The 17,392-nt window shown below is 65.1% G+C and carries 15 protein-coding genes and 1 pseudogene; 12 read left to right on the top strand and 4 right to left on the bottom strand.

Features of this window, described 5'->3' with window-relative positions; genetic code table 11:
* Positions 1 to 201 precede the first annotated feature (201 nt).
* The 8 genes from DJ82_RS00950 (at position 202) to DJ82_RS00925 (ending at position 8,538) form a co-directional block, all read left to right on the top strand.
* Positions 202 to 2,751 (top strand): FAD-dependent oxidoreductase, encoded by a 2,550-nt coding sequence (locus DJ82_RS00950; RefSeq protein ID WP_094580846.1) that lies wholly within the window; start codon positions 202 to 204, stop codon positions 2,749 to 2,751.
* Between the two features lie 37 nt (positions 2,752 to 2,788).
* On the top strand, positions 2,789 to 4,042 hold the full coding sequence (gene ilvA / locus DJ82_RS00945) for a threonine ammonia-lyase (RefSeq protein ID WP_094580845.1): 1,254 nt from the start codon (positions 2,789 to 2,791) through the stop codon (positions 4,040 to 4,042).
* A 51-nt stretch (positions 4,043 to 4,093) separates the two neighbouring features.
* Positions 4,094 to 4,696, top strand: coding sequence for a cyclodeaminase/cyclohydrolase family protein (locus tag DJ82_RS00940; protein ID WP_094580844.1), 603 nt, complete (start codon positions 4,094 to 4,096; stop codon positions 4,694 to 4,696).
* A gap of 59 nt (positions 4,697 to 4,755) precedes the next feature.
* Positions 4,756 to 4,932, top strand: coding sequence for a hypothetical protein (locus DJ82_RS14730; protein WP_158217267.1), 177 nt, complete (start codon positions 4,756 to 4,758; stop codon positions 4,930 to 4,932).
* Positions 4,933 to 5,123: 191 nt separating this feature from the next.
* Positions 5,124 to 5,276, top strand: a complete 153-nt coding sequence (locus tag DJ82_RS14865; RefSeq protein WP_170938284.1) for a hypothetical protein — start codon at positions 5,124 to 5,126, stop codon at positions 5,274 to 5,276.
* A gap of 185 nt (positions 5,277 to 5,461) precedes the next feature.
* Complete coding sequence (locus DJ82_RS00935; RefSeq protein WP_094523147.1) at positions 5,462 to 5,893, top strand: universal stress protein; 432 nt, start codon at positions 5,462 to 5,464, stop codon at positions 5,891 to 5,893.
* 152 nt (positions 5,894 to 6,045) lie between these two features.
* The gene (locus tag DJ82_RS00930; protein WP_094523149.1) at positions 6,046 to 6,279 is read left to right on the top strand and encodes a hypothetical protein; all 234 of its coding nucleotides are present in this window, start codon (positions 6,046 to 6,048) and stop codon (positions 6,277 to 6,279) included.
* 438 nt (positions 6,280 to 6,717) lie between these two features.
* Complete coding sequence (locus DJ82_RS00925) at positions 6,718 to 8,538, top strand: BCCT family transporter (protein WP_094523151.1); 1,821 nt, start codon at positions 6,718 to 6,720, stop codon at positions 8,536 to 8,538.
* Positions 8,539 to 8,639: 101 nt separating this feature from the next.
* On the opposite strand, the gene DJ82_RS00920 is transcribed toward DJ82_RS00925, so the two are convergent.
* Both DJ82_RS00920 and DJ82_RS00915 read right to left on the bottom strand, forming a co-directional pair.
* On the bottom strand, positions 8,640 to 8,924 hold the full coding sequence (locus DJ82_RS00920; RefSeq protein WP_094580843.1) for a hypothetical protein: 285 nt from the start codon (positions 8,922 to 8,924) through the stop codon (positions 8,640 to 8,642).
* Positions 8,925 to 8,971: 47 nt separating this feature from the next.
* Positions 8,972 to 9,376 carry a hypothetical protein gene (locus DJ82_RS00915; RefSeq protein ID WP_094589381.1) on the bottom strand — a complete coding sequence of 135 codons (405 nt, stop codon included), beginning with the start codon at positions 9,374 to 9,376 and terminating at the stop codon, positions 8,972 to 8,974.
* Positions 9,377 to 9,571: 195 nt separating this feature from the next.
* On the opposite strand from DJ82_RS00915, the gene glyA reads away from it, so the two are divergent.
* Entirely contained in the window at positions 9,572 to 10,819 is a 1,248-nt protein-coding gene (gene glyA, locus DJ82_RS00910) for a serine hydroxymethyltransferase (protein WP_094580842.1), read from the top strand.
* Between the two features lie 371 nt (positions 10,820 to 11,190).
* Here glyA and DJ82_RS00905 read toward each other — a convergent pair whose 3' ends face one another.
* Entirely contained in the window at positions 11,191 to 12,567 is a 1,377-nt protein-coding gene (locus tag DJ82_RS00905; protein ID WP_094580841.1) for a glycine cleavage system protein T, read from the bottom strand.
* Positions 12,568 to 12,738: 171 nt separating this feature from the next.
* Positions 12,739 to 13,398, bottom strand: coding sequence for a helix-turn-helix domain-containing protein (locus tag DJ82_RS00900; protein WP_094523161.1), 660 nt, complete (start codon positions 13,396 to 13,398; stop codon positions 12,739 to 12,741).
* 174 nt (positions 13,399 to 13,572) lie between these two features.
* Between DJ82_RS00900 and DJ82_RS00895 the strand changes: the two are divergent.
* The 3 genes and pseudogenes from DJ82_RS00895 (at position 13,573) to DJ82_RS00885 (ending at position 17,385) form a co-directional block, all read left to right on the top strand.
* Positions 13,573 to 14,208 (top strand): annotated as a pseudogene (locus DJ82_RS00895) (IS6 family transposase).
* A gap of 213 nt (positions 14,209 to 14,421) precedes the next feature.
* Positions 14,422 to 15,147 carry a helix-turn-helix domain-containing protein gene (locus DJ82_RS00890; RefSeq protein WP_241881355.1) on the top strand — a complete coding sequence of 242 codons (726 nt, stop codon included), beginning with the start codon at positions 14,422 to 14,424 and terminating at the stop codon, positions 15,145 to 15,147.
* Positions 15,148 to 15,405: 258 nt separating this feature from the next.
* Positions 15,406 to 17,385 carry an ABC transporter substrate-binding protein gene (locus DJ82_RS00885; protein ID WP_094580840.1) on the top strand — a complete coding sequence of 660 codons (1,980 nt, stop codon included), beginning with the start codon at positions 15,406 to 15,408 and terminating at the stop codon, positions 17,383 to 17,385.
* The last annotated feature ends 7 nt before the right edge of the window (positions 17,386 to 17,392 follow it).

Raw genomic sequence — 17,392 nt, 5'->3', positions numbered from 1 at the left:
CCGCTGGATCCCGGGTCGTGCCCCGTCGGGTCACAGATCGTTTCCCATCGCTGTCACGTTGTGGTTTGCCACCGGGGACGTGAGACGGTCCGGTCGTCGCCGGACACCCCGATACCGCCGCACGCTACCGGTTTCCCCGTTCTTCGCCCGTATTTACCGATGTATTTATGAGACGGACACGGCCATTCTTTGAGAGAACTAATGTCTAGCACGAAGCCTCCCACGAAGGCCAAGACCGTCGTCATCGGCGCGGGTGCCGTCGGCTGCAGCGTCGCCTACCACCTGAGCGAACTCGGGGCCGAGGACGTGGTCGTCGTCGACCAGGGGCCGCTCCCCGTCACGGGCGGGTCGTCGGTCCACGCGCCCGGGATCATGTTCCAGACGTCGCCGTCGAAGATACAGACGAAGACGGCCCACTACACGAGCCGGCTGCTGTCCGACGCGGGCGTGTACGACGAGGTCGGGGGCATCGAGTTGGCCCGGAGCGAGGAGCGGATGGACTTCCTGCGCCGGCGCGTCGAGTGGGCGACCGCCTACGGCCTGCCGGAGCCCGAGCTACTGTCGCCCGAGGAGGTGACCGAACACCTCCCGCTGGTGAACGAAGAGGAGATCTTGGGCGGCTACTACTCGCCGACCGACGGCCGCGTCGACGGCATCAGCGCGCTCCAGTGGTACGTTGAACACAGTTCCGCGGACTTCTACGGGAACGTCGAGGTGACGGACATGGAGGTCACCGGCGGCGAGATCGGCGCGGTCGTCACCGACGACGGCCGCATCGAGTGCGATCGGTGCGTCATCGCGACGAACAACTGGGGGTACCAGACGGGTCAGCTCGCGGGGCTGGACCTCCCGATCGCGCCCGTCGAGCACCAGTACGTGGTCACGGAACCGATGGAGGAGCTGGCCGACGCGGACAGCAACGTCGGCGAGAACACGTCGGGGCTCGACGTGCCCGGCAACCGCGACATCCAGGAGCAGATGAGCGAGGGGCCGCACCGACCGGTCGGCCGCGATCAAGACCACTCGCTGTACTTCCGGACCCACGGCGACGCGATCGGGCTGGGGTCGTACAACCACGAGACCCTGTCCGTCGACCCGGAGGCGATGGGAACGAACACCGAGGAGAGTCAGGCGTCGGTCCGCGGCTTCACCGAGGAACACTGGACGAAGCCGACTCATCGGTACCGCGACAAGTCGGCGAAGCAGGCGTTCGACGAACTCCTGCCGGCGACCGCCGACGCCGAGTACGCCGCCACGGAGAACGGCATCTTCGTGTTCACGCCGGACGGGATGCCCGCGGTCGGCCCGACCGAGGTCGACGGCCTCTGGTCCGGGCTGGCCATCTGGTGGACCCACTCGGGGGGCTACGGCCGCATCATCGCCGAGTGGATGGAGAACGGCGTCCCGCGGCTCCCGTCGGGTCCCGTCGACACCGGCGGCATCCACGTGCGACGGTTCGAACCCCACGCCGGCGAGACAGACTACTTCGTCGACCGGGGAGACACCCGCTACGAGCAGGTGTACATGAACGTCGAACCGCGGTGGCAACCCGACGACCACCGCGGGCTGCGGACGAGCCCCTTCTACGCCCAACAGCAGGCTCTCGGGGCGGAGTTCTACCAGTCCGGGGGCTGGGAGACGCCGCAGTGGTACGAGTCCAACGCCGACCTCGTCGACCGCTACGCCGACCGGATCCCCGAGCAGGACGGCTGGCAGGGGATCAACCGGTCGGCGATAGAGGGCGCGGAACACCTTCACACCCGCGAGAAGGTATCGATGTTCGATATGACGACGTTCAGCTCCATCACGGTGGAGGGCGACGGCGCCGGCGAGTTCCTCCAGCGGATGTGCAGCAACGACGTCGACATCGAGGACGGACAGGTCCGGTACTCGCTGCTGCTGAACGAGGGCGGCAACATCCTCGCGGACGTGACGGTCGTCCGACTCGACAGCGAGGAGTACATGGTCACGACCGGCGGCGGCAACTCGCCGGGCATCCACGGCGGCTGGCTGGAGGACCACGCCCCGGAGACGGTGTCGGTTACTATCGAGGAGAGCGCCCGGTCGACAATCGGTCTGTGGGGCCCGAAGTCCCGGCTCCTGCTCCAGCGGTGTACGAACGCCGACGTCAGCGACGAGGACTTCGGCTACTTCACGGCCAAGCAGATCTACGTCGGCGAGGTGCCGGTCGTCGCGCTGCGGGTCTCCTACGTCGGCGAGCTCGGCTGGGAGCTGTGGGCCCCGAGCGAGTACGGGCAGCGGCTCTGGGAGACGCTGTACGAGGCCGGCCGGGACCTCGACGTGCGGGCGATGGGCGGGGGCGCCCTGGAGTCGATGCGGCTCGAGAAGGGCTTCCGACTGTGGGGAACCGACATCGACACCGACTCGAACCCCTACGAGGCCGGGCTCCCGTTCGCGGTGGACATGGACACCGACTTCGTCGGTAAGGAGGCGCTGCAGGCGGCCCGCGAGGAGGGCATCGACGACCGGATCGTCCCCCTCACGCTCGACGACTCGACGGACGTCATGCTGAGCGGACGGCCCGTCATGATCGACGGTGAGGCCCAGGGGTACGTCCAGGCGGGCGATTACGGCTACTCGATCGGGGAGTCCGTCGCCTACACGTACCTCCCCGACGAGTACGCCGAGGCCGGCACGTCCGTGCAGATACGCTGTGAGGGCGAGACGTACGACGCGACGGTGCGCGGCGAACCGCTCTTCGACGCCGAACGAGACAAGATCCTCCGATGAGCGCCAGTATCACGGACCCGACCGTCCAGTTCGCCCGATGACCAGCACGAACTCAGACGACCTCCCCGTCACGTACGCGGACATCGAGCGGGCCCGCGACCGGCTCGACGACGACACCGTCGTCAAGCAGACGCCGATCGAGCGGAGTTCGTCGCTCGACGAGTTCGTCGGTGGGGAGGTGTACCTCAAGATGGAACACCTCCAGTGGACCGGCTCGTTCAAGACGAGGGGCGCGTACAACAAAATCCGCAACGAGGTCGAGGCGGGCGTCGACTCGTTCGTCGCCGCGAGCGCCGGGAACCACGCGCAGGGCGTCGCGCTCGCGGCCACGAAGTGCGGCGCGGAGTCGACGGTCTTCATGCCGGAGAACGCCCCGCAGGCGAAGGTCGAAGCGACCCGGGGCTACGGCGCGACCGTCGAACTCGTCGGCCGGGACTTCCAGGAGACGATGGCACACGCCCAGTCGGCCGTCGAGGGCACCGACGCGGGGTTCGTGCACGCGTACGACGACGTCGACATCATCGCGGGGCAGGGCACCCTCGGGATCGAGATGTACCACGACCTTCCGAACGTCGACACCGTCGTCGTCCCCATCGGCGGCGGGGGATTGATAAGCGGCGTCTCGACGGCGATCAAACACCTGTCGCCGGAGACGAGGGTCGTCGGCGTGCAGGCCACCGGCGCCGAGACGGTCCACGAGAGCCTGGACAAGGGGTTCCCGGTGACCCTCGAGGAGGTCGACACGATCGCCGACGGGATCGCGACCGGCGGCATCTCCGAGACGACGCTCCGGATGATCCAGCAGAACGTCGACGAGGTCGTCACCGTCACCGACACCGAGATCGCCCGGGCGATACTGCTGTTGATGGAGCGGGCCAAACAGGTCGTCGAGGGGTCCGGCGCCGCCTCCGTCGCGGCCGTCCTGAGCGACGACCTCGACGTCAGCGGCGAGACGGTGATGCCGCTGCTCTGTGGCGGGAACCTGGACATGACGCAGCTCCGGACGGTGCTCATCTACGCGCTGGCGGCCCGGAAGCAGATCCTCCGTATCCGCGTCCGGATCGACGACCGGCCCGGACGACTGGAGGAGATATCCGGCGTCATCGCCGACTGGGACGCCAATATCCACGACGTCAGACACGACCGATCGGTCGACGACCTCGACGTCGGGGAGGCGTACCTCGTCTTCGACGTCGAGACGAGCGGCGCGGAACACGCGGCCGACATCATCGACGGCATCGCCGCGGAGGGGTACGAGGTCGACGTGGTCAACCACCGGTCGGACGTCTAACGCCGCGTCGCCGAGGAGGGTTTTGATTAGTCTCCGTCCCCTCGATCGGGTATGGACCACGAGACACAGTCGGTCGCCGCTCTCCTCTCCGACGTCGCGTCGGCGTCGGTGTCACCGGCCAGCGGCACCGTCGGCGGCGTCGTCGGGGCGATGGGGACGTCGCTCTGTGAGATGGTCTGTATTCACCTGCAGGAGGCGGACCTGAACACCGACGCCGACCTCGCCGAGCTCCGGCGGACGCTCGAGTCGGATCGAGAGCGCCTGTTGACGCTCGCGGAGGCGGACGCGGCGGTCGTCGAGGCGGTGTTCGGCACGAACGGGGTCGACGAGGATCCGACGATGGACGAACGAGCGACGGAGGTGCCGCTCGCGCTCGCCGAGACCTGTCTGGCCGTGCTCGAGACGGCGACGGTCGTGACCGGGGCGGCGGACCGTCCCGTCGTCGTCGACGCCGGGATCGGCGCGTCCTTCGTCGACGCCGCGCTCCGGAGCGCGCTCTTCACCGCGCGGATCAACGCCGCGTCGGCCGACGACGAGTCGTTCCGCGCGGAGACGGAGCGCCGCGCGACCGACATCGAGGCGGCGGCGGACGACGCGGTCCGACTGGCGACGCAGAACGCGGGGACCGACCGAATCGACCGCTCGGCGGAGTAGGTCGACACGGCCGAAGCGCTTAGGAGCGTGGTCGTGGTACGCCAAGGCGGCCAGAGGGAATGTCAGTAGAGTTCCGAACGCTGATCCGCGGGTTCATGTGCGTCGGTGGGGTCGTCTTCGCGGTCTCGGGCGCGGTCACGGGATCGCTGTTCGAGGTGGTATTCGGTGTGTTCGCCGCGGTCCTCGGCGGATTCGGGCTGTGGTGGGACCACCGCGAATCGTCGGACGAGACGTAGCTCGTCCCCCGATCCGTCTCCCGGGAGCGGGCCGCTGGGCTCGACGGCGGCGCGACCGTCGCGAGATCCGTCGACGGGGTCCGAACCGGGGTCGCCCTGCGGCCACCGCGTTTCCCCGCCTCTTCACCGGGAGCCGGAGGCCGTTCCGGGCTGCGGAACGTATAAACGACCCGCACGACGTACTGCAGACGATGGACGACCTCGTCCCGAAGGGAGCCACCGTTCTCGCGGTCCTGCTCGCAGTGGGTGCCTTCGTCACGTTGTTCGCGCAGCGCCCGGTCGTCGCCGGCACCCTCTTCGTGTTCACCGCGTTCTCGATCTATATCAGGGAGACCAATAAGTGAAAGAACACTTCGGGGCCGCAGGACGGGTCCGAACGGGCTGATCGGGGGATGCCCCGTATCGACCCGCCCTGCGGCCCCGACCGGACGCCGAGCGGCCCCAGTCGAGTCGCGTATTGCACAACATGTCTGGGATGTGTTATACCCGAACCTATTTCATTTGTACTGAGTGATATCAGTTCGCACCTATGTTCGAGAACATTCTCATCGCTACCGACGGAAGCGAACAGTCGGAGGCATCCGTTAGCAAGGGGCTCGACTTGGCGGAGTCGCTCGGCTCACACGTGCACTCGGTGTACGTGGTCGAAACGGAGGCGACCTACATTCTGACCGTCGGGCTGGGCGACGACGAGATGGAGGAGTACAAGCAGTACGGCGAGGAGACGGTCACTGGCGTCGTCGATCGGGCGGCGGATCGCGGCCTCGACGGGACCGGCGTGGTCCGAACCGGTAACGTCGCCGCCGAGATCGTGGAGTACGCCGAGAACAACGACATCGATCTCATCGTAACGGGCAAGCAGGGACGGGGCGCGATAAGCAAGTACATCGGGAGTACCGCCGAGAAGGTCGCACGGATGTCGGACGTCCCGGTGACGATCGTCGGGAAGGGTGCCAAGTGAGTCATCGACGCGACGGGATCCGAACGGGACGACCGCGCCATCGCACGGGCCGGCCCTGACGCTCCCGAGAGCGACGCTTCCGTTTTATTCGGACATGGATCCCGCTCCGATCGTTTGTAATACTCTTCAGGCTGCAACCCCTAGGGCGTCGTATGGACATGATCGTCGTACAGATATCGTCCGACCTCCTCAGCGGGGCGTTCACGCTCGCGGTTATCGCGGGGGGACTCCTGCTTCTCGGCGGGCTCGTCTCCTTCGGCGTCTTCATCTACCGATCTGTCAAGGGCGACGGCATGCGTGATCCCCAGGAAGTCGCTCCGGAGAAAGCGACCGATTCCGACGAGGTCACCGAGGGCAACCCGGACGACGAGTGGGACTACTACTGACGCGATCGGGTTACCGTTCCGCCGGAGCGCGTTCGCGGCGAGACGGCGGGACCACTCCGCGGAGCGACGCATCACGGCCTGCTCGATACCTACCGATGACCGCGGTGAGCGCGTCGAAATCGAGTCCGAGAGGGCTCACGCGGCGGCGTCTCCTCGGGTGATCCCGATCCGTGCGGACTGAGTCCGAACCACGAAATGCACGTAAACCGACAGTATGTGTTGCTCGGAGCGGATACTGTTGTTCGAAACAACAAGTTCCTTTTTATTTATATTATCCGAAGCATACTTACGGGTACGGCCAAGCCACCTTACGTGTCAACACCACTCATGCGTATAGATAACGCGTATGATGCGTGTACAGCACAACCAGACCGAAGATAACGATCCAAATCATGACGAACAAACGGCGACGTACCACGATTACGAGGGAGGTATCGTATGAGTGATAGCGAAGACGACGGAGGATTCGGTGGTGAAGGCCTCCAGGTAGAGCTGTTCAACGCGGATACCGACCGTGAGCCGGGCGACACGAACAAGCAGTTCAGCATCGGGGACACGAAGGTCCTCGACGTCCACCCGCAGGTGTTCAGCATCTCGGCGTTGGTGATCGTCGCGTTCATTGGATTATCACTGGCGTTCCCGGACCAAGCGAGTACGCTCTACAACGACGTACGGACCGGTATCTCGGAGGTCTTCGGTTGGTTCTTCATCCTGGTCGCGAACGTGTTCATCGTGTTCATGGTGTACCTCGCCCTGAGCAAGTACGGAAAGATCAGGCTCGGGGGAGTCAACGCTGACAAGGAGTTCAGCGACATCTCATGGGTCGCGATGCTGTTCAGCGCCGGGATGGGGATCGGCCTCATGTTCTTCGGCGTCGCGGAGCCGGTCTGGCACTTCTTCGACCCGCACTTGGGTGCAGAGAGCGCGTCGCAGGCTTCGGCGCAGGTGGCTATGGCAGTCTCGTTATACCACTGGGGTTTCCACCCGTGGGCGATATACGCGCTCGTGGGACTGTCGCTGGCGTTCTTCTCGTTCAACCGCGGTCTGCCGTTGACCTTCCGGTCGATCTTCTGGCCGGTTCTGGGTGAACGCATCTACGGGTGGCCCGGCCACATCATCGACATCCTGACCGTGTTCGCGACGTTGTTCGGGCTGACGACCTCTCTCGGGTTGGGGGCCCAACAGATAAACGCCGGACTCAATTTCCTCGGCGGAAACGTCGGTGCGGCGCCCGCGGTCCCGTTCGGAACGCCCGTCCAGGTCGCGATCATCGCCGGCGTGACCGCGGTCGCCGTGTTATCGGTCGCGGCGGGACTCGACGGCGGCGTCCGGCGGCTCAGCAATCTGAACCTCTTCTTGATGTTCACGTTGCTGACGGCGGTCATCGTCCTCGGTCCCACCCTGTTCATCTTCGAGATGATCCCGCAGGGGCTCGGACAGTACTTCGGGAACTTCTTCGACCTCGCGTTCTACGCGGGTGCGGTCACCGAGCCGTACTTCCAGGGGTCGGCCTACTACGGCCCCGGCGGAGACGGCGAGGGACTGTTCCTCGTCGACTGGACCGTGTTCTACTGGGCGTGGTGGATCGCCTGGTCGCCGTTCGTGGGGATGTTCATCGCCCGGATCTCGAAGGGGCGCACCGTCCGTGAGTTCATCAGCGGGGTGCTCATCCTGCCGGTGCTGTTCTCGGTGCTCTGGTTCGCGGCCCTCGGCGGGAGCGCACTCAGCATCGAGCTGTCCAGCGGTGCCGTGAGCGCCGCGATGTTCGCGGAAGGAGTGCAGGTGCCGAGAGCAGTCGCCCTGTTCTCGATGCTCCAGCAACTGCCCGGGACGATAATCCTGTCCTCGCTCTCGGTGCTCCTCGTGGCGACGTTCTTCATCACGTCGTCGGACTCGGGGTCGCTGGTCATCGATCACCTGACCTCGGGCGGCAAGCACGACGCGCCCGTCGCGATGCGCGTCTTCTGGGCCGTCACCGAGGGCGTCGTCGCCTCGACGCTGCTCATCGCCGGCGGCTCGCAGGGGCTAGCCGCGCTCCAAGCCGCGGCCATCTCGACCGGCTTACCGTTCGCGTTCATCCTCGTGTTCATGATGTACGCGATCAAGAAGGGACTGGACACCGAGTACCAGATCCTCGAGTCGAAGGAGTTCCAGGAGCGCGTCCAGGAGATGGCCGAGGAGGGCGAAGTCGTCATCGAGAGAGAGGGCGGCGAGGTCGTTACCGACATCACGAGCGGGGAGGGTGAACCGGGCGACTGATCGTCCGCGGTTCACCTCGTAGCGCGTCGGAAGCAGCCTCGTTTCGCTTCTTTTTGACCGTCACGGCGCCGCAGCGGCGCGTCACGCACTCGAGCGTTCCGTTAGGACCTATCGGACTCGTCGGACTCGTCTTCGACCATCACCCGCGTGAGGTTGGTCTCGTCGGCATCGTAGCCCAACCATAAACCAAGAAACACCGCGACCGAGAGGACGTACACCGGAAAGAGCACGAGGGTCACCGTCGTGTGAAGCGGGTCCGTCACGGAGAGCACGTTGGCCCAGTAGAGGAGCGCGACGCAGGCGACTCCCCCGGCGGCGCCGACCCAGAGACCGACGTCGAAGGTCCGGTCCGCGATTGGGCCCGGTGGTTTGTTCGAGTAAGTCACGATTTCGTTAGGCTGAGCAGGGCAAAAAGCGACTCGGATACGTCCCGCTACAGCTCGTAGTCGTGTTGGTACTCCCAGTGGTACTGACACTCGGTGCAGGACGCGAACTCGGGCACGTCCATCATCTCGGGATGGCGGATGCCGTGGTCCAACCGCCGCTGGCAGTGTGGACAGACGAGCGCGATCAGTTCGAACTCGTCGAACTCCTCGGGGGAGCGCTCCATGGTACAGTTCGGACAGTCGAGGAAGTCGTTGGCAAACTCGTGAGTGAACGAGTGTCGACAGGAGGAACATCGAACGACCGCGGGCGGGCGCTTCGCCCAGCCGACGCTGCCCCGCTTGAACGTCGTGTGCGCCTCGGGAACCGCCATAGTGAACGTCTCGGGACCGTCACGAGTCCACGGCGGGTCGAGGATGAACATCGCTGCCGCCTTCAGCCGATCCAACATCATGCATTTTATGACATCAAGTCGGATAAGCACCGCGGCCGTTCTGACACCGCTCACCGGCGGGAGACGAGCGATCGGCTGAAACCGACTTGAGACCGAAGGACTCCCACGGCGCGCCGTGACGACACAGGTCGTCAACTGACAGTCACGTTCTGCCGAAGACAGATTCATTCGTGCTCAGCGCCCCCTATGTGATACATGACGTACGATACGGTCGCGGCAGTCGATCCGGCGGCGGCGGACGCGCTCGACGGCGAGCGAGAGCGACAGGAGGGCACCTTGGCGATGATCGCCTCGGAGAACCACGCGTCTGAGGCCGTCATGCAGGCCCAGAGCTCCGAGCTGACAAACAAGTACGCCGAGGGGTACCCCGGTGAGCGCTACTACGCCGGCTGCGAGCGCGCCGACGAGATCGAGGAGCTCGCGATCGAACGCGCCAAGCAGCTCTGGGGCGCCGAGCACGTCAACGTGCAGCCGCACGCCGGGACGCAGGCGAACATGGGCGTCTACCTCGCGATGCTAGACCCCGGAGACAGAATCCTCTCGCTTGAGCTCGAACACGGCGGCCACCTCTCGCACGGGCATCCCGCCAACTTCGCCGGGAAGCTCTACGAGGTCGAACAGTACGAGGTCGATCCCGAGACCGGGTACATCGACTACGAGGGGCTCCGGGAGACCGCGGCGGAGTTCGATCCGGACATCGTGGTCTCCGGCTACTCCGCGTACCCCCGCGAGGTCGATTTCGAGCGCATCCAAACGGCGGCCGACGCGGTCGACGCCTACCACCTCGCGGACATCGCGCACATCACCGGGCTCGTCGCCGCCGGCGTCCACCCCTCGCCGGTCGGCGTCGCGGACTTCGTCACCGGCTCGACCCACAAGACGATCCGGGCCGGCCGCGGCGGGATCGTGATGTGCGACGCGGAGTACGCCGACGACATCGACGCGTCGGTGTTTCCCGGCGCGCAGGGCGGCCCGCTGATGCACAACGTCGCCGGCAAGGCGGTGGGGTTCAAGGAGGCGCTCGAACCCGAGTTCGAGGCGTACGCACGCCAGGTCGTCGACAACGCCGCCGCGCTCGGCGAGCAGCTCCAGCAACGCGGTCTCGAACTCGTGTCGGGCGGCACCGACACCCACCTCGTGTTGGCCGACCTCCGCCCATCCCATCCGGATACCGCCGGCAAGGCGGTCGAGGGCGCCCTCGAATCCGCAGGGATCGTTCTCAACGCCAACACGGTTCCGGGGGAGACGCGCTCGGCGTTCAACCCCTCGGGGATCCGGGCCGGCACGGCCGCGCTGACGACCCGTGGCTTCGACGAGGCCGCCTGCCGGGAGGTCGCCGACCTGATCGCCGACATCGTCGACGACCCGGAGGACGGGGCGACGGTGGAGCGGGTGTCGGACCGCGTCGACGCCCTCACCGACGAGTTCCCGCTCTACCGGTAGCTCACGACCCCACCGGCCCGCGCTGTCCGAGGGACCCACCGGCCCGCGCTGTCCGAGGGACCCGCGAGTCCCCGCCCTTCGAAGGACCCGCGAGTCCCCGCGAGTCCCCGCGTACGGGTATCCGACGGTACTTTCCGTCCAGGGTCGCCGCGGAGGGTGCCCTCGCGGTGTCGCCGGCGCGTCCCGTCGAGCGCGACTCGTCACGCCGCGACTGCGCTCGGAAGCCGATAAAAAAGAAAACGTGAGACTGAGGTCTCTCGAACGTCGTCGCGATCGGCGAGGAAGGGACCCCCGCCTCGGGACCCTCCCCGAACGCGGGTCAGGGGCCAAGGCGAGCCGCGACTACTCGGGTCTGAACCGAACGGTGTCGCTCAGTCGTTCGAGCTGGCCTCCTGCTTCGCGCTGAGCTTGGCCTGTTCGCGGGCGCTCGGGTTGACGGACTCCTTGAACGGAATCTTCGCCGCGGTGGCGAACACCGGCTCGCCGGGCTCCTCGGCGTACTCGTCGGGCAGATGTACCTCGAACTCGAGGTCGAGGTCCTCGTCGTACACCGAGTCGTTCAGCGGGACGTCGGTCTCGGCCTCGATCATCTCGGCTGGCACGAAGCCCATCCCGATGTTGGTCTCGAGATCGGGGTTGTACCACGGGGACGTCAGGTAGCCGACCTCGTCGCCGCTGTCGGGATCGGAGACGAGCCAGAAGTCCGGCGCGTAGTCGTGGATCGGCTCGCCGGCCATCTTCATCCCGATCATCTTGTGGTTGAACGGGTAGTTGCCGTTCTCGATCTGTTCTTTCTGCTCCTCGAGCGCCTCCTTACCGATGTAGTCGACGTCCTTGTCGTCGGGGACGTGGTAGCCGAGGTTGACCTGGAACGGCGACGTCTCGTGGTCGAGGTCCTGGCCCCACGACATGATGCCCGCGGCGATCCGTCGGTGGTGGCCGGGAGCGATCTGCATCCCGCCGTGGTCGAGGACGCTCTCGTGGACCTGATCCCAGACCCGCTCGCCGTACTTCGAGGCCTCCTTGACGTAGATCTCGAAGCCCTTCTCGCCGGAGAACCCGGTCTGACTGATAAGCACGTCGACGCCGTCGACCTGCGACTCCATCAGCCCGTAGTAGGGGATCTCGCTGACCTCGTCGCCGACGACGTCAACCATCACGTCCTCAGAGAGCGGCCCCTGGATCTGCATCGGGGCGACGTCGATCTCGTCGATCTCGACGTCGAAGTCCATGCCGACGTTTACGCCTTGCAGCCACTGCATCAGCGTGTTGTCCGAGATGGAGAACCAGAACTCGTCCTTGGCCGGCCGGAGCAGCACCGGGTCGTTCAGGACGCCGCCGTCCTCGTTACAGAGGATGACGTACTTGCCGTCCATCGCGTCCATGGAGCTCACGTCGCGGGTGACAACGTGGTTGGTGAGCGCCTCGGCGTCCGGACCCTTCACGCGGATCTGACGCTCGACGGCGACGTCCCAGATGGTTACGCTGTTGGTCAGCGCTTCGTACTCGGCCATAGCGCCCCCGTCTTCGGGCTCGACCAGCCCGCGCGGGTGGTAGAGACGGTTGTAGACGGTACACCGCCAAGCGCCGTTCTCGTTGAACGATTTATCGAAGAACGGTGACTTTCGAACGCGCGTCGAGACGAGCATCTCGATCCCCGGATCTCCGGTCTGCCGGAGGTTGCGAGGTAGCGTTCGGTCTGACTGGTCAACACTCGGATAGTTTGGATGGTCCTGCTCGTGGGACATTCTTATAGATAGAAAATGTAATGAACAATAAAGCCGAGCATGAAAAACTCCCCCCTTTTATTACAGCACCCGTCTCGGCGGCCCTCGGAGGCCTCGAGTACGTGGTAGTATCGCGTCGACCGGTCCGCTCGAGGATCTCGGGGGCTCAGCACCCGAGGGCCGAGTTGCCGGTCACTGTTCGGGGCCCTCGGTGGCGATCGTCGCCGCGACGAGGTTCCGCATACCGCGCCGCAGCCGACCGCTCACGGCTGTCGACGACAGCCCTAGTTCGTCGGCGAGTTCGTCGAGCGACATCTCGCGCGGTTCGACGAAGTACCCGTTCTCGTAGGCGATCAACAGCGTCTGCCGCTGTTCGTCGGTCAGCCCGTAGGAGGGCCCGGAATCCGTTGTTTCGTTGTCGTGAATCTCGACGATGTCCAGTTGCATGCCGTTCTCCGTGGCGTGGTCCCAGACGTCGCTCAGCGCGGCTCTGTCGGGGAGGAGCAATCGCACCAGCCACCCGTTCCGCTCGGACTCGGTGTGGATGAGGAACCCGTTGGCGTCCGAGACGGCCGTGCTGATCAGCTCCGTCTCCGACGTGTGTTCGATGTAGTACACCCCGGTCCCGTCGGACCACTCGATGAGCTCGTACTCCCCGACGGTCGGGTCCGACTCCAGTGCTCGTTCGAGCCCGTCGCGGTCCCCGTACTCGACGAGAAACGGGAACTCAGAGGACCCGGGGTCCGTGGTACCCTGCGTTACGACCTCGATGTCGGCCCCGTCGAGCCGCCGTAACGTGGGCACCAGCGCGAGACGTTCGTGCTCCACGTGGAGCGTGACTATGATCGACATGCTGGTACGTCAGTGTCCGTGCGCCCGGGAAACGTCGCGTTCCGGAGTCGAAGCGTTTCGGGGCGTCGGTCGTGTTCGCAATTACGCCCGTTTGATATAAATCGTGTTGCTTCCGGGGCGGACGGTGTTCAGAGACGGATTGAAAGGTGAGACGGTGCGTTTTCAAAGTGATCTATGCCCGAAAACGACCGTCTCAGCGGCTGTTTAGACGAGATCAACTTAGAGTTTGTGGAGCGAGAGGCAACACCGAAGTTGTTGATGAAGCTTAGTATTCAGCGCCACCTTGCTTGATTATCGCTTTCGAATACTGTTTCGTTTCTTGAGGTATTCGGTGTTGATCGGGTTCGATCCACCGTTTATAACTGGGTTCACAAGGCCGATCTACAGCCGGAGGCTGGTCGAAGCCCGAATCACGTTGCGGTCGATGAAACCGTGATTCAGCTTGACGATAAACAGTATTGGCTGTACGCCGCCGTCGATCCCGACTCAAACGATTTACTCCACACAAGGCTTGAGCCGACAAGAACAAACGTGATCGCAGATCAGTTTTTCGCGGAGCTTCGCGAAAAACACGACGTGGATGACGCGATATTTCTCGTTGATGGTGCGGTTCCACTTCACCGAGCATGTGAAAAACATGGCCTCGATTTCAGAGACGAACGACATGGAAATCGGAACAGCGTCGAACGTGTCTTCCGTGAGATAAAACGCAGAACTACCAGTCTCTCAAACTGTTTCAGCAACACCAAAGCAGAAACTGCTGACGAGTGGCTCAGATCGTTCGCTTTCGCATGGAATCAGCTTATCTGAACACGAGGCCGGGGCGGTCCGGTCGTGAGCGCTCCGCCGTCGACTCGTGAGCCCCCCGGCCATACCGAACGCAGACCGCTTTGGAGACGAGGCCGTCGAAACCGCAGAGAGGAGGCCGTCGAAACCGCGGAGACGTTTCCGGTGGCGCGTCCGCAGTGCATGACAAGTAAAAGATTAAATATGTTACGTAGCTATTAACCGGTAGGCGGTGAGGTGATCAGCATCCTTCGTATCGAGTTCCAGACGTCGCTGTCGGGGGTCGTCGGCGAGATAACCGACCGGGTTCCAGCGGCGCGTTCGATCACGTTCGAGAACGCGTTCTACGCGGACGACGGCGACTGGATCGAGTCGCTACTCGTCACGTCCGAATCGCCGTTCGACCCCGAATCGGTGTTGACGGACCTCTCTCGCGTCGAACTGTTCCACCACGAGCAGGTGGTGGGCGACTCGAACGAGCCGACATATCGGTTGACGGTCGTCGCTCACGAACCGTATCCGTTCCTGCTCGGCGTCATACTGCGTGAGAGTGCGATTCCGAACCGGCTGGAGCTCCGAAACGGCTACTTCCGAGGGGTGGTCACCGTCAACGAGTGGGAGTCGTTCCGAGCGCTCGCGGACAGGATTCAGGACCGGTTCGGTCGGTTCGAGCTCTTGAGCGTGAACCAGGTCGAGACGACGGGTGAACCGCTCGGAAGCGGACAGCTCGGACGAGCGCTGCGTAACGAACTCTCGCCCGAGCAGGTGACCGTGCTGCGGACCGCTCATCGGATGGGGTACTTCGACGTTCCGCGACGTGTGTCGGCGGACGACATCGCCTCCGAACTCGACATCGCTCAGTCGACGCTCAGCGAACGACTGCGACTCGCCGAGAAGCGGCTCTTCGACCTCGTCTTCTCGGCCGCCGGCGACTCCTCTTCCGACGGCGCCCCCGGCGAATGAACGCGCGGTCCCTTTCCCTTCTCGCTCTCCACCCCGAAGCAGAGCGGATCGCCGCCCGCGACCCGCCGAGAGCCCACGCGCCGGTCTCGGTGGAGCACTCGCGAGGGGTCCCGCGTCGAGAGCTGAGCGCTCCCGGTCGGAACGGCCGACTGGAGCGCCCCGCTCGGTCTCGCCGCCGATATCCCTCATAAAGAATGATGATTATTGACCGGTATCGGGAGTAGGTACAACCAATCGACGGCGATACGTGTGACCGGGATGTCACAAGATACCACATTCGAGATCGAGACGGGCACGAAATCACGGCGACGGTTCATCCAGATCGCGGGCGCGACGGGGATGGCGGGGGTGGCCGGTTGCGGCGGTCTCGGCGGAGACGACGGCGGCGACGGCGGCGACAGCGGGGACGGAACCGACGGCGACGAGATGGACGGCGACGGCGGCGACGGCACGGACGGCGGCGAGGCCCAGTCGATCGAGACGCGGTTCTGGGAGGAGTGGCCGGTCGACACGAAGGGGTCCGACGTCAACGACGAGGCGATCCAGTTCGAGTACACCGCCGTCGAGGGGCAGGCCGTCCCGGCGGTGGACACGCACTTCGCGCAGGCCGAGACCCCGTGGATGCGGGAGTTCGCGCTCCTCGTCCAGCAGTCGCTGAACGACATCGGCGTCGGCGTCAACCTGATTAACGTCCAGCCGAGCACCCGCTACGGCGAGTTCTGGCGGGCCGACGTGGGCCATCCGGTGCCGATAACGATGAACCTCCACGGACCGGACCCGCAGCGCGGGCTCGACCCGAACCCGTTCCTGATGCGGGCGCACCCTGAGACGGGCGGGAACTACTACAACTACAAGAACGACGAGGTCACTGAGCTGCTCGACGAGCAGGCGTCGACGATCGGCGACCAGGAGGCGCGCGCCGAGATCTGCCACGAGGTCCAGCGCAAACTCAGCGAGGACGCCTACCTCATCGCGGCGAACTTCCCGGACGTCATCACCGTGGCCAACACCGCCGACTGGGAGGGGTACGTGCCGACCCCCGGCAACGGGACGACGCGCGACTCGTTCATCTGGACGCAGGTCAACCTCCAGCCGCAGGGCGACTCGACGACCTGGGTGAAGGGGGTCACCTCGGGAATGCAGGGGACGAACCTCCCGTTCTCCAGCGGCGGTCAGGAGGAGAAGCGCCTCCTGAACGTCTACGACGGGCTCTTCGACGCCTCGCCGCAGCTCGAGATCGTCCCGGCGCTGGCGACGAACGCCGACGTCGTCGACGACACCACCGTCGAGATGGACCTCAGGGAGGGCGTCGAGTGGCACGACGGCGAGTCGTTCGGTCCGAGCGACGTGAAGTTCAGCGTCGAGTTCTACCAGGAGAACAACGCGCCCCAGCAGGCCGCGTTCATCCGGACGATCGACTCCGTGGAGGTGCTCTCGGAGACCGGCGGCGGCCGCGTCCGGTTCAACCTCACGGAGCCGGACGCCGCGTTCCTCACCCAGCGGGTCGTCCGCAGCGCCATCATCCCGGAGCACCGCTGGTCTGACGTCGACAGCCCCAGCGAGTACAACCCCGAGAACCCGGTCGGCACCGGCCCGTTCTCGTTCGTCAACTGGGAGCAGGGGTCGGAGCTCCGCCTCGAAAAGCACGAGAACAACTGGATGTGGGACGACGACGTCCGCGAGGAGCTGCTCGGGGAGTACTTCGTCCCCGGCGACGGGATCGACGAGATGGTTCACGCCAACGTCGGGAACGTCTCCACGCTCATCGGCGCGATGCAGTCCGGCGACATCGACGCCATCGGGACGACGGTCTCGAACGCGCAGGCCGACCGCGCGGCGAACCCGAGCGGCGTCGAGAAGCAGACCTCGCGGAACTACGTCCCCACGGACGTCCACCTCAGTCACCTCGTCCCGCTGTTCCGGGACAAGACGTTCCGCGTGGCGCTGTCGCACGCCTTCGACAAGGAGGGGTTCGTCGAGAACACGCTCGGCGGTCGCGGCGAGGCGATCGAGGGGCAGAACCTGATCACGCCGCTTTTGACCCCCTACCACGGCGAGACCGAGCCGTACGAGTACGACGTCGACGCCGCTCGAACGATGCTCCGGGAGGCCGGCTACACGTTCGACGGCGACGACAACCTCGTCTGGCCTGAGGGCGACGCGTGGGACGCCTTCGCCGAGCGCGTCGACAACGGGCACGCGTCCCGCGCCGACCTCGATCAGCCGGACTTCTCGTAGAGGACCT

Source organism: Halorubrum sp. Ib24, assembly GCF_002252745.1.
Classification (GTDB): domain Archaea; phylum Halobacteriota; class Halobacteria; order Halobacteriales; family Haloferacaceae; genus Halorubrum.
This window is presented reverse-complemented; position numbering and strand designations above follow the sequence as displayed.

Bases quoted from the DNA above. Each gene is read 5' to 3' on its own strand.
- ilvA (WP_094580845.1), top strand. From the start codon at position 2,789: ATGACCAGCACGAACTCAGACGACCTCCCCGTCACGTACGCGGACATC.
- DJ82_RS00900 (WP_094523161.1), bottom strand. From the start codon at position 13,398: ATGTCGATCATAGTCACGCTCCACGTGGAGCACGAACGTCTCGCGCTG.
- DJ82_RS00935 (WP_094523147.1), top strand. From the start codon at position 5,462: ATGTTCGAGAACATTCTCATCGCTACCGACGGAAGCGAACAGTCGGAG.
- glyA (WP_094580842.1), top strand. From the start codon at position 9,572: ATGACGTACGATACGGTCGCGGCAGTCGATCCGGCGGCGGCGGACGCG.
- DJ82_RS00930 (WP_094523149.1), top strand. From the start codon at position 6,046: ATGGACATGATCGTCGTACAGATATCGTCCGACCTCCTCAGCGGGGCG.
- DJ82_RS00950 (WP_094580846.1), top strand. From the start codon at position 202: ATGTCTAGCACGAAGCCTCCCACGAAGGCCAAGACCGTCGTCATCGGC.
- DJ82_RS14730 (WP_158217267.1), top strand. From the start codon at position 4,756: ATGTCAGTAGAGTTCCGAACGCTGATCCGCGGGTTCATGTGCGTCGGT.
- DJ82_RS00925 (WP_094523151.1), top strand. From the start codon at position 6,718: ATGAGTGATAGCGAAGACGACGGAGGATTCGGTGGTGAAGGCCTCCAG.
- DJ82_RS00885 (WP_094580840.1), top strand. From the start codon at position 15,406: ATGTCACAAGATACCACATTCGAGATCGAGACGGGCACGAAATCACGG.
- DJ82_RS00915 (WP_094589381.1), bottom strand. From the start codon at position 9,376: ATGATGTTGGATCGGCTGAAGGCGGCAGCGATGTTCATCCTCGACCCG.
- DJ82_RS14865 (WP_170938284.1), top strand. From the start codon at position 5,124: ATGGACGACCTCGTCCCGAAGGGAGCCACCGTTCTCGCGGTCCTGCTC.
- DJ82_RS00905 (WP_094580841.1), bottom strand. From the start codon at position 12,567: ATGTCCCACGAGCAGGACCATCCAAACTATCCGAGTGTTGACCAGTCA.
- DJ82_RS00940 (WP_094580844.1), top strand. From the start codon at position 4,094: ATGGACCACGAGACACAGTCGGTCGCCGCTCTCCTCTCCGACGTCGCG.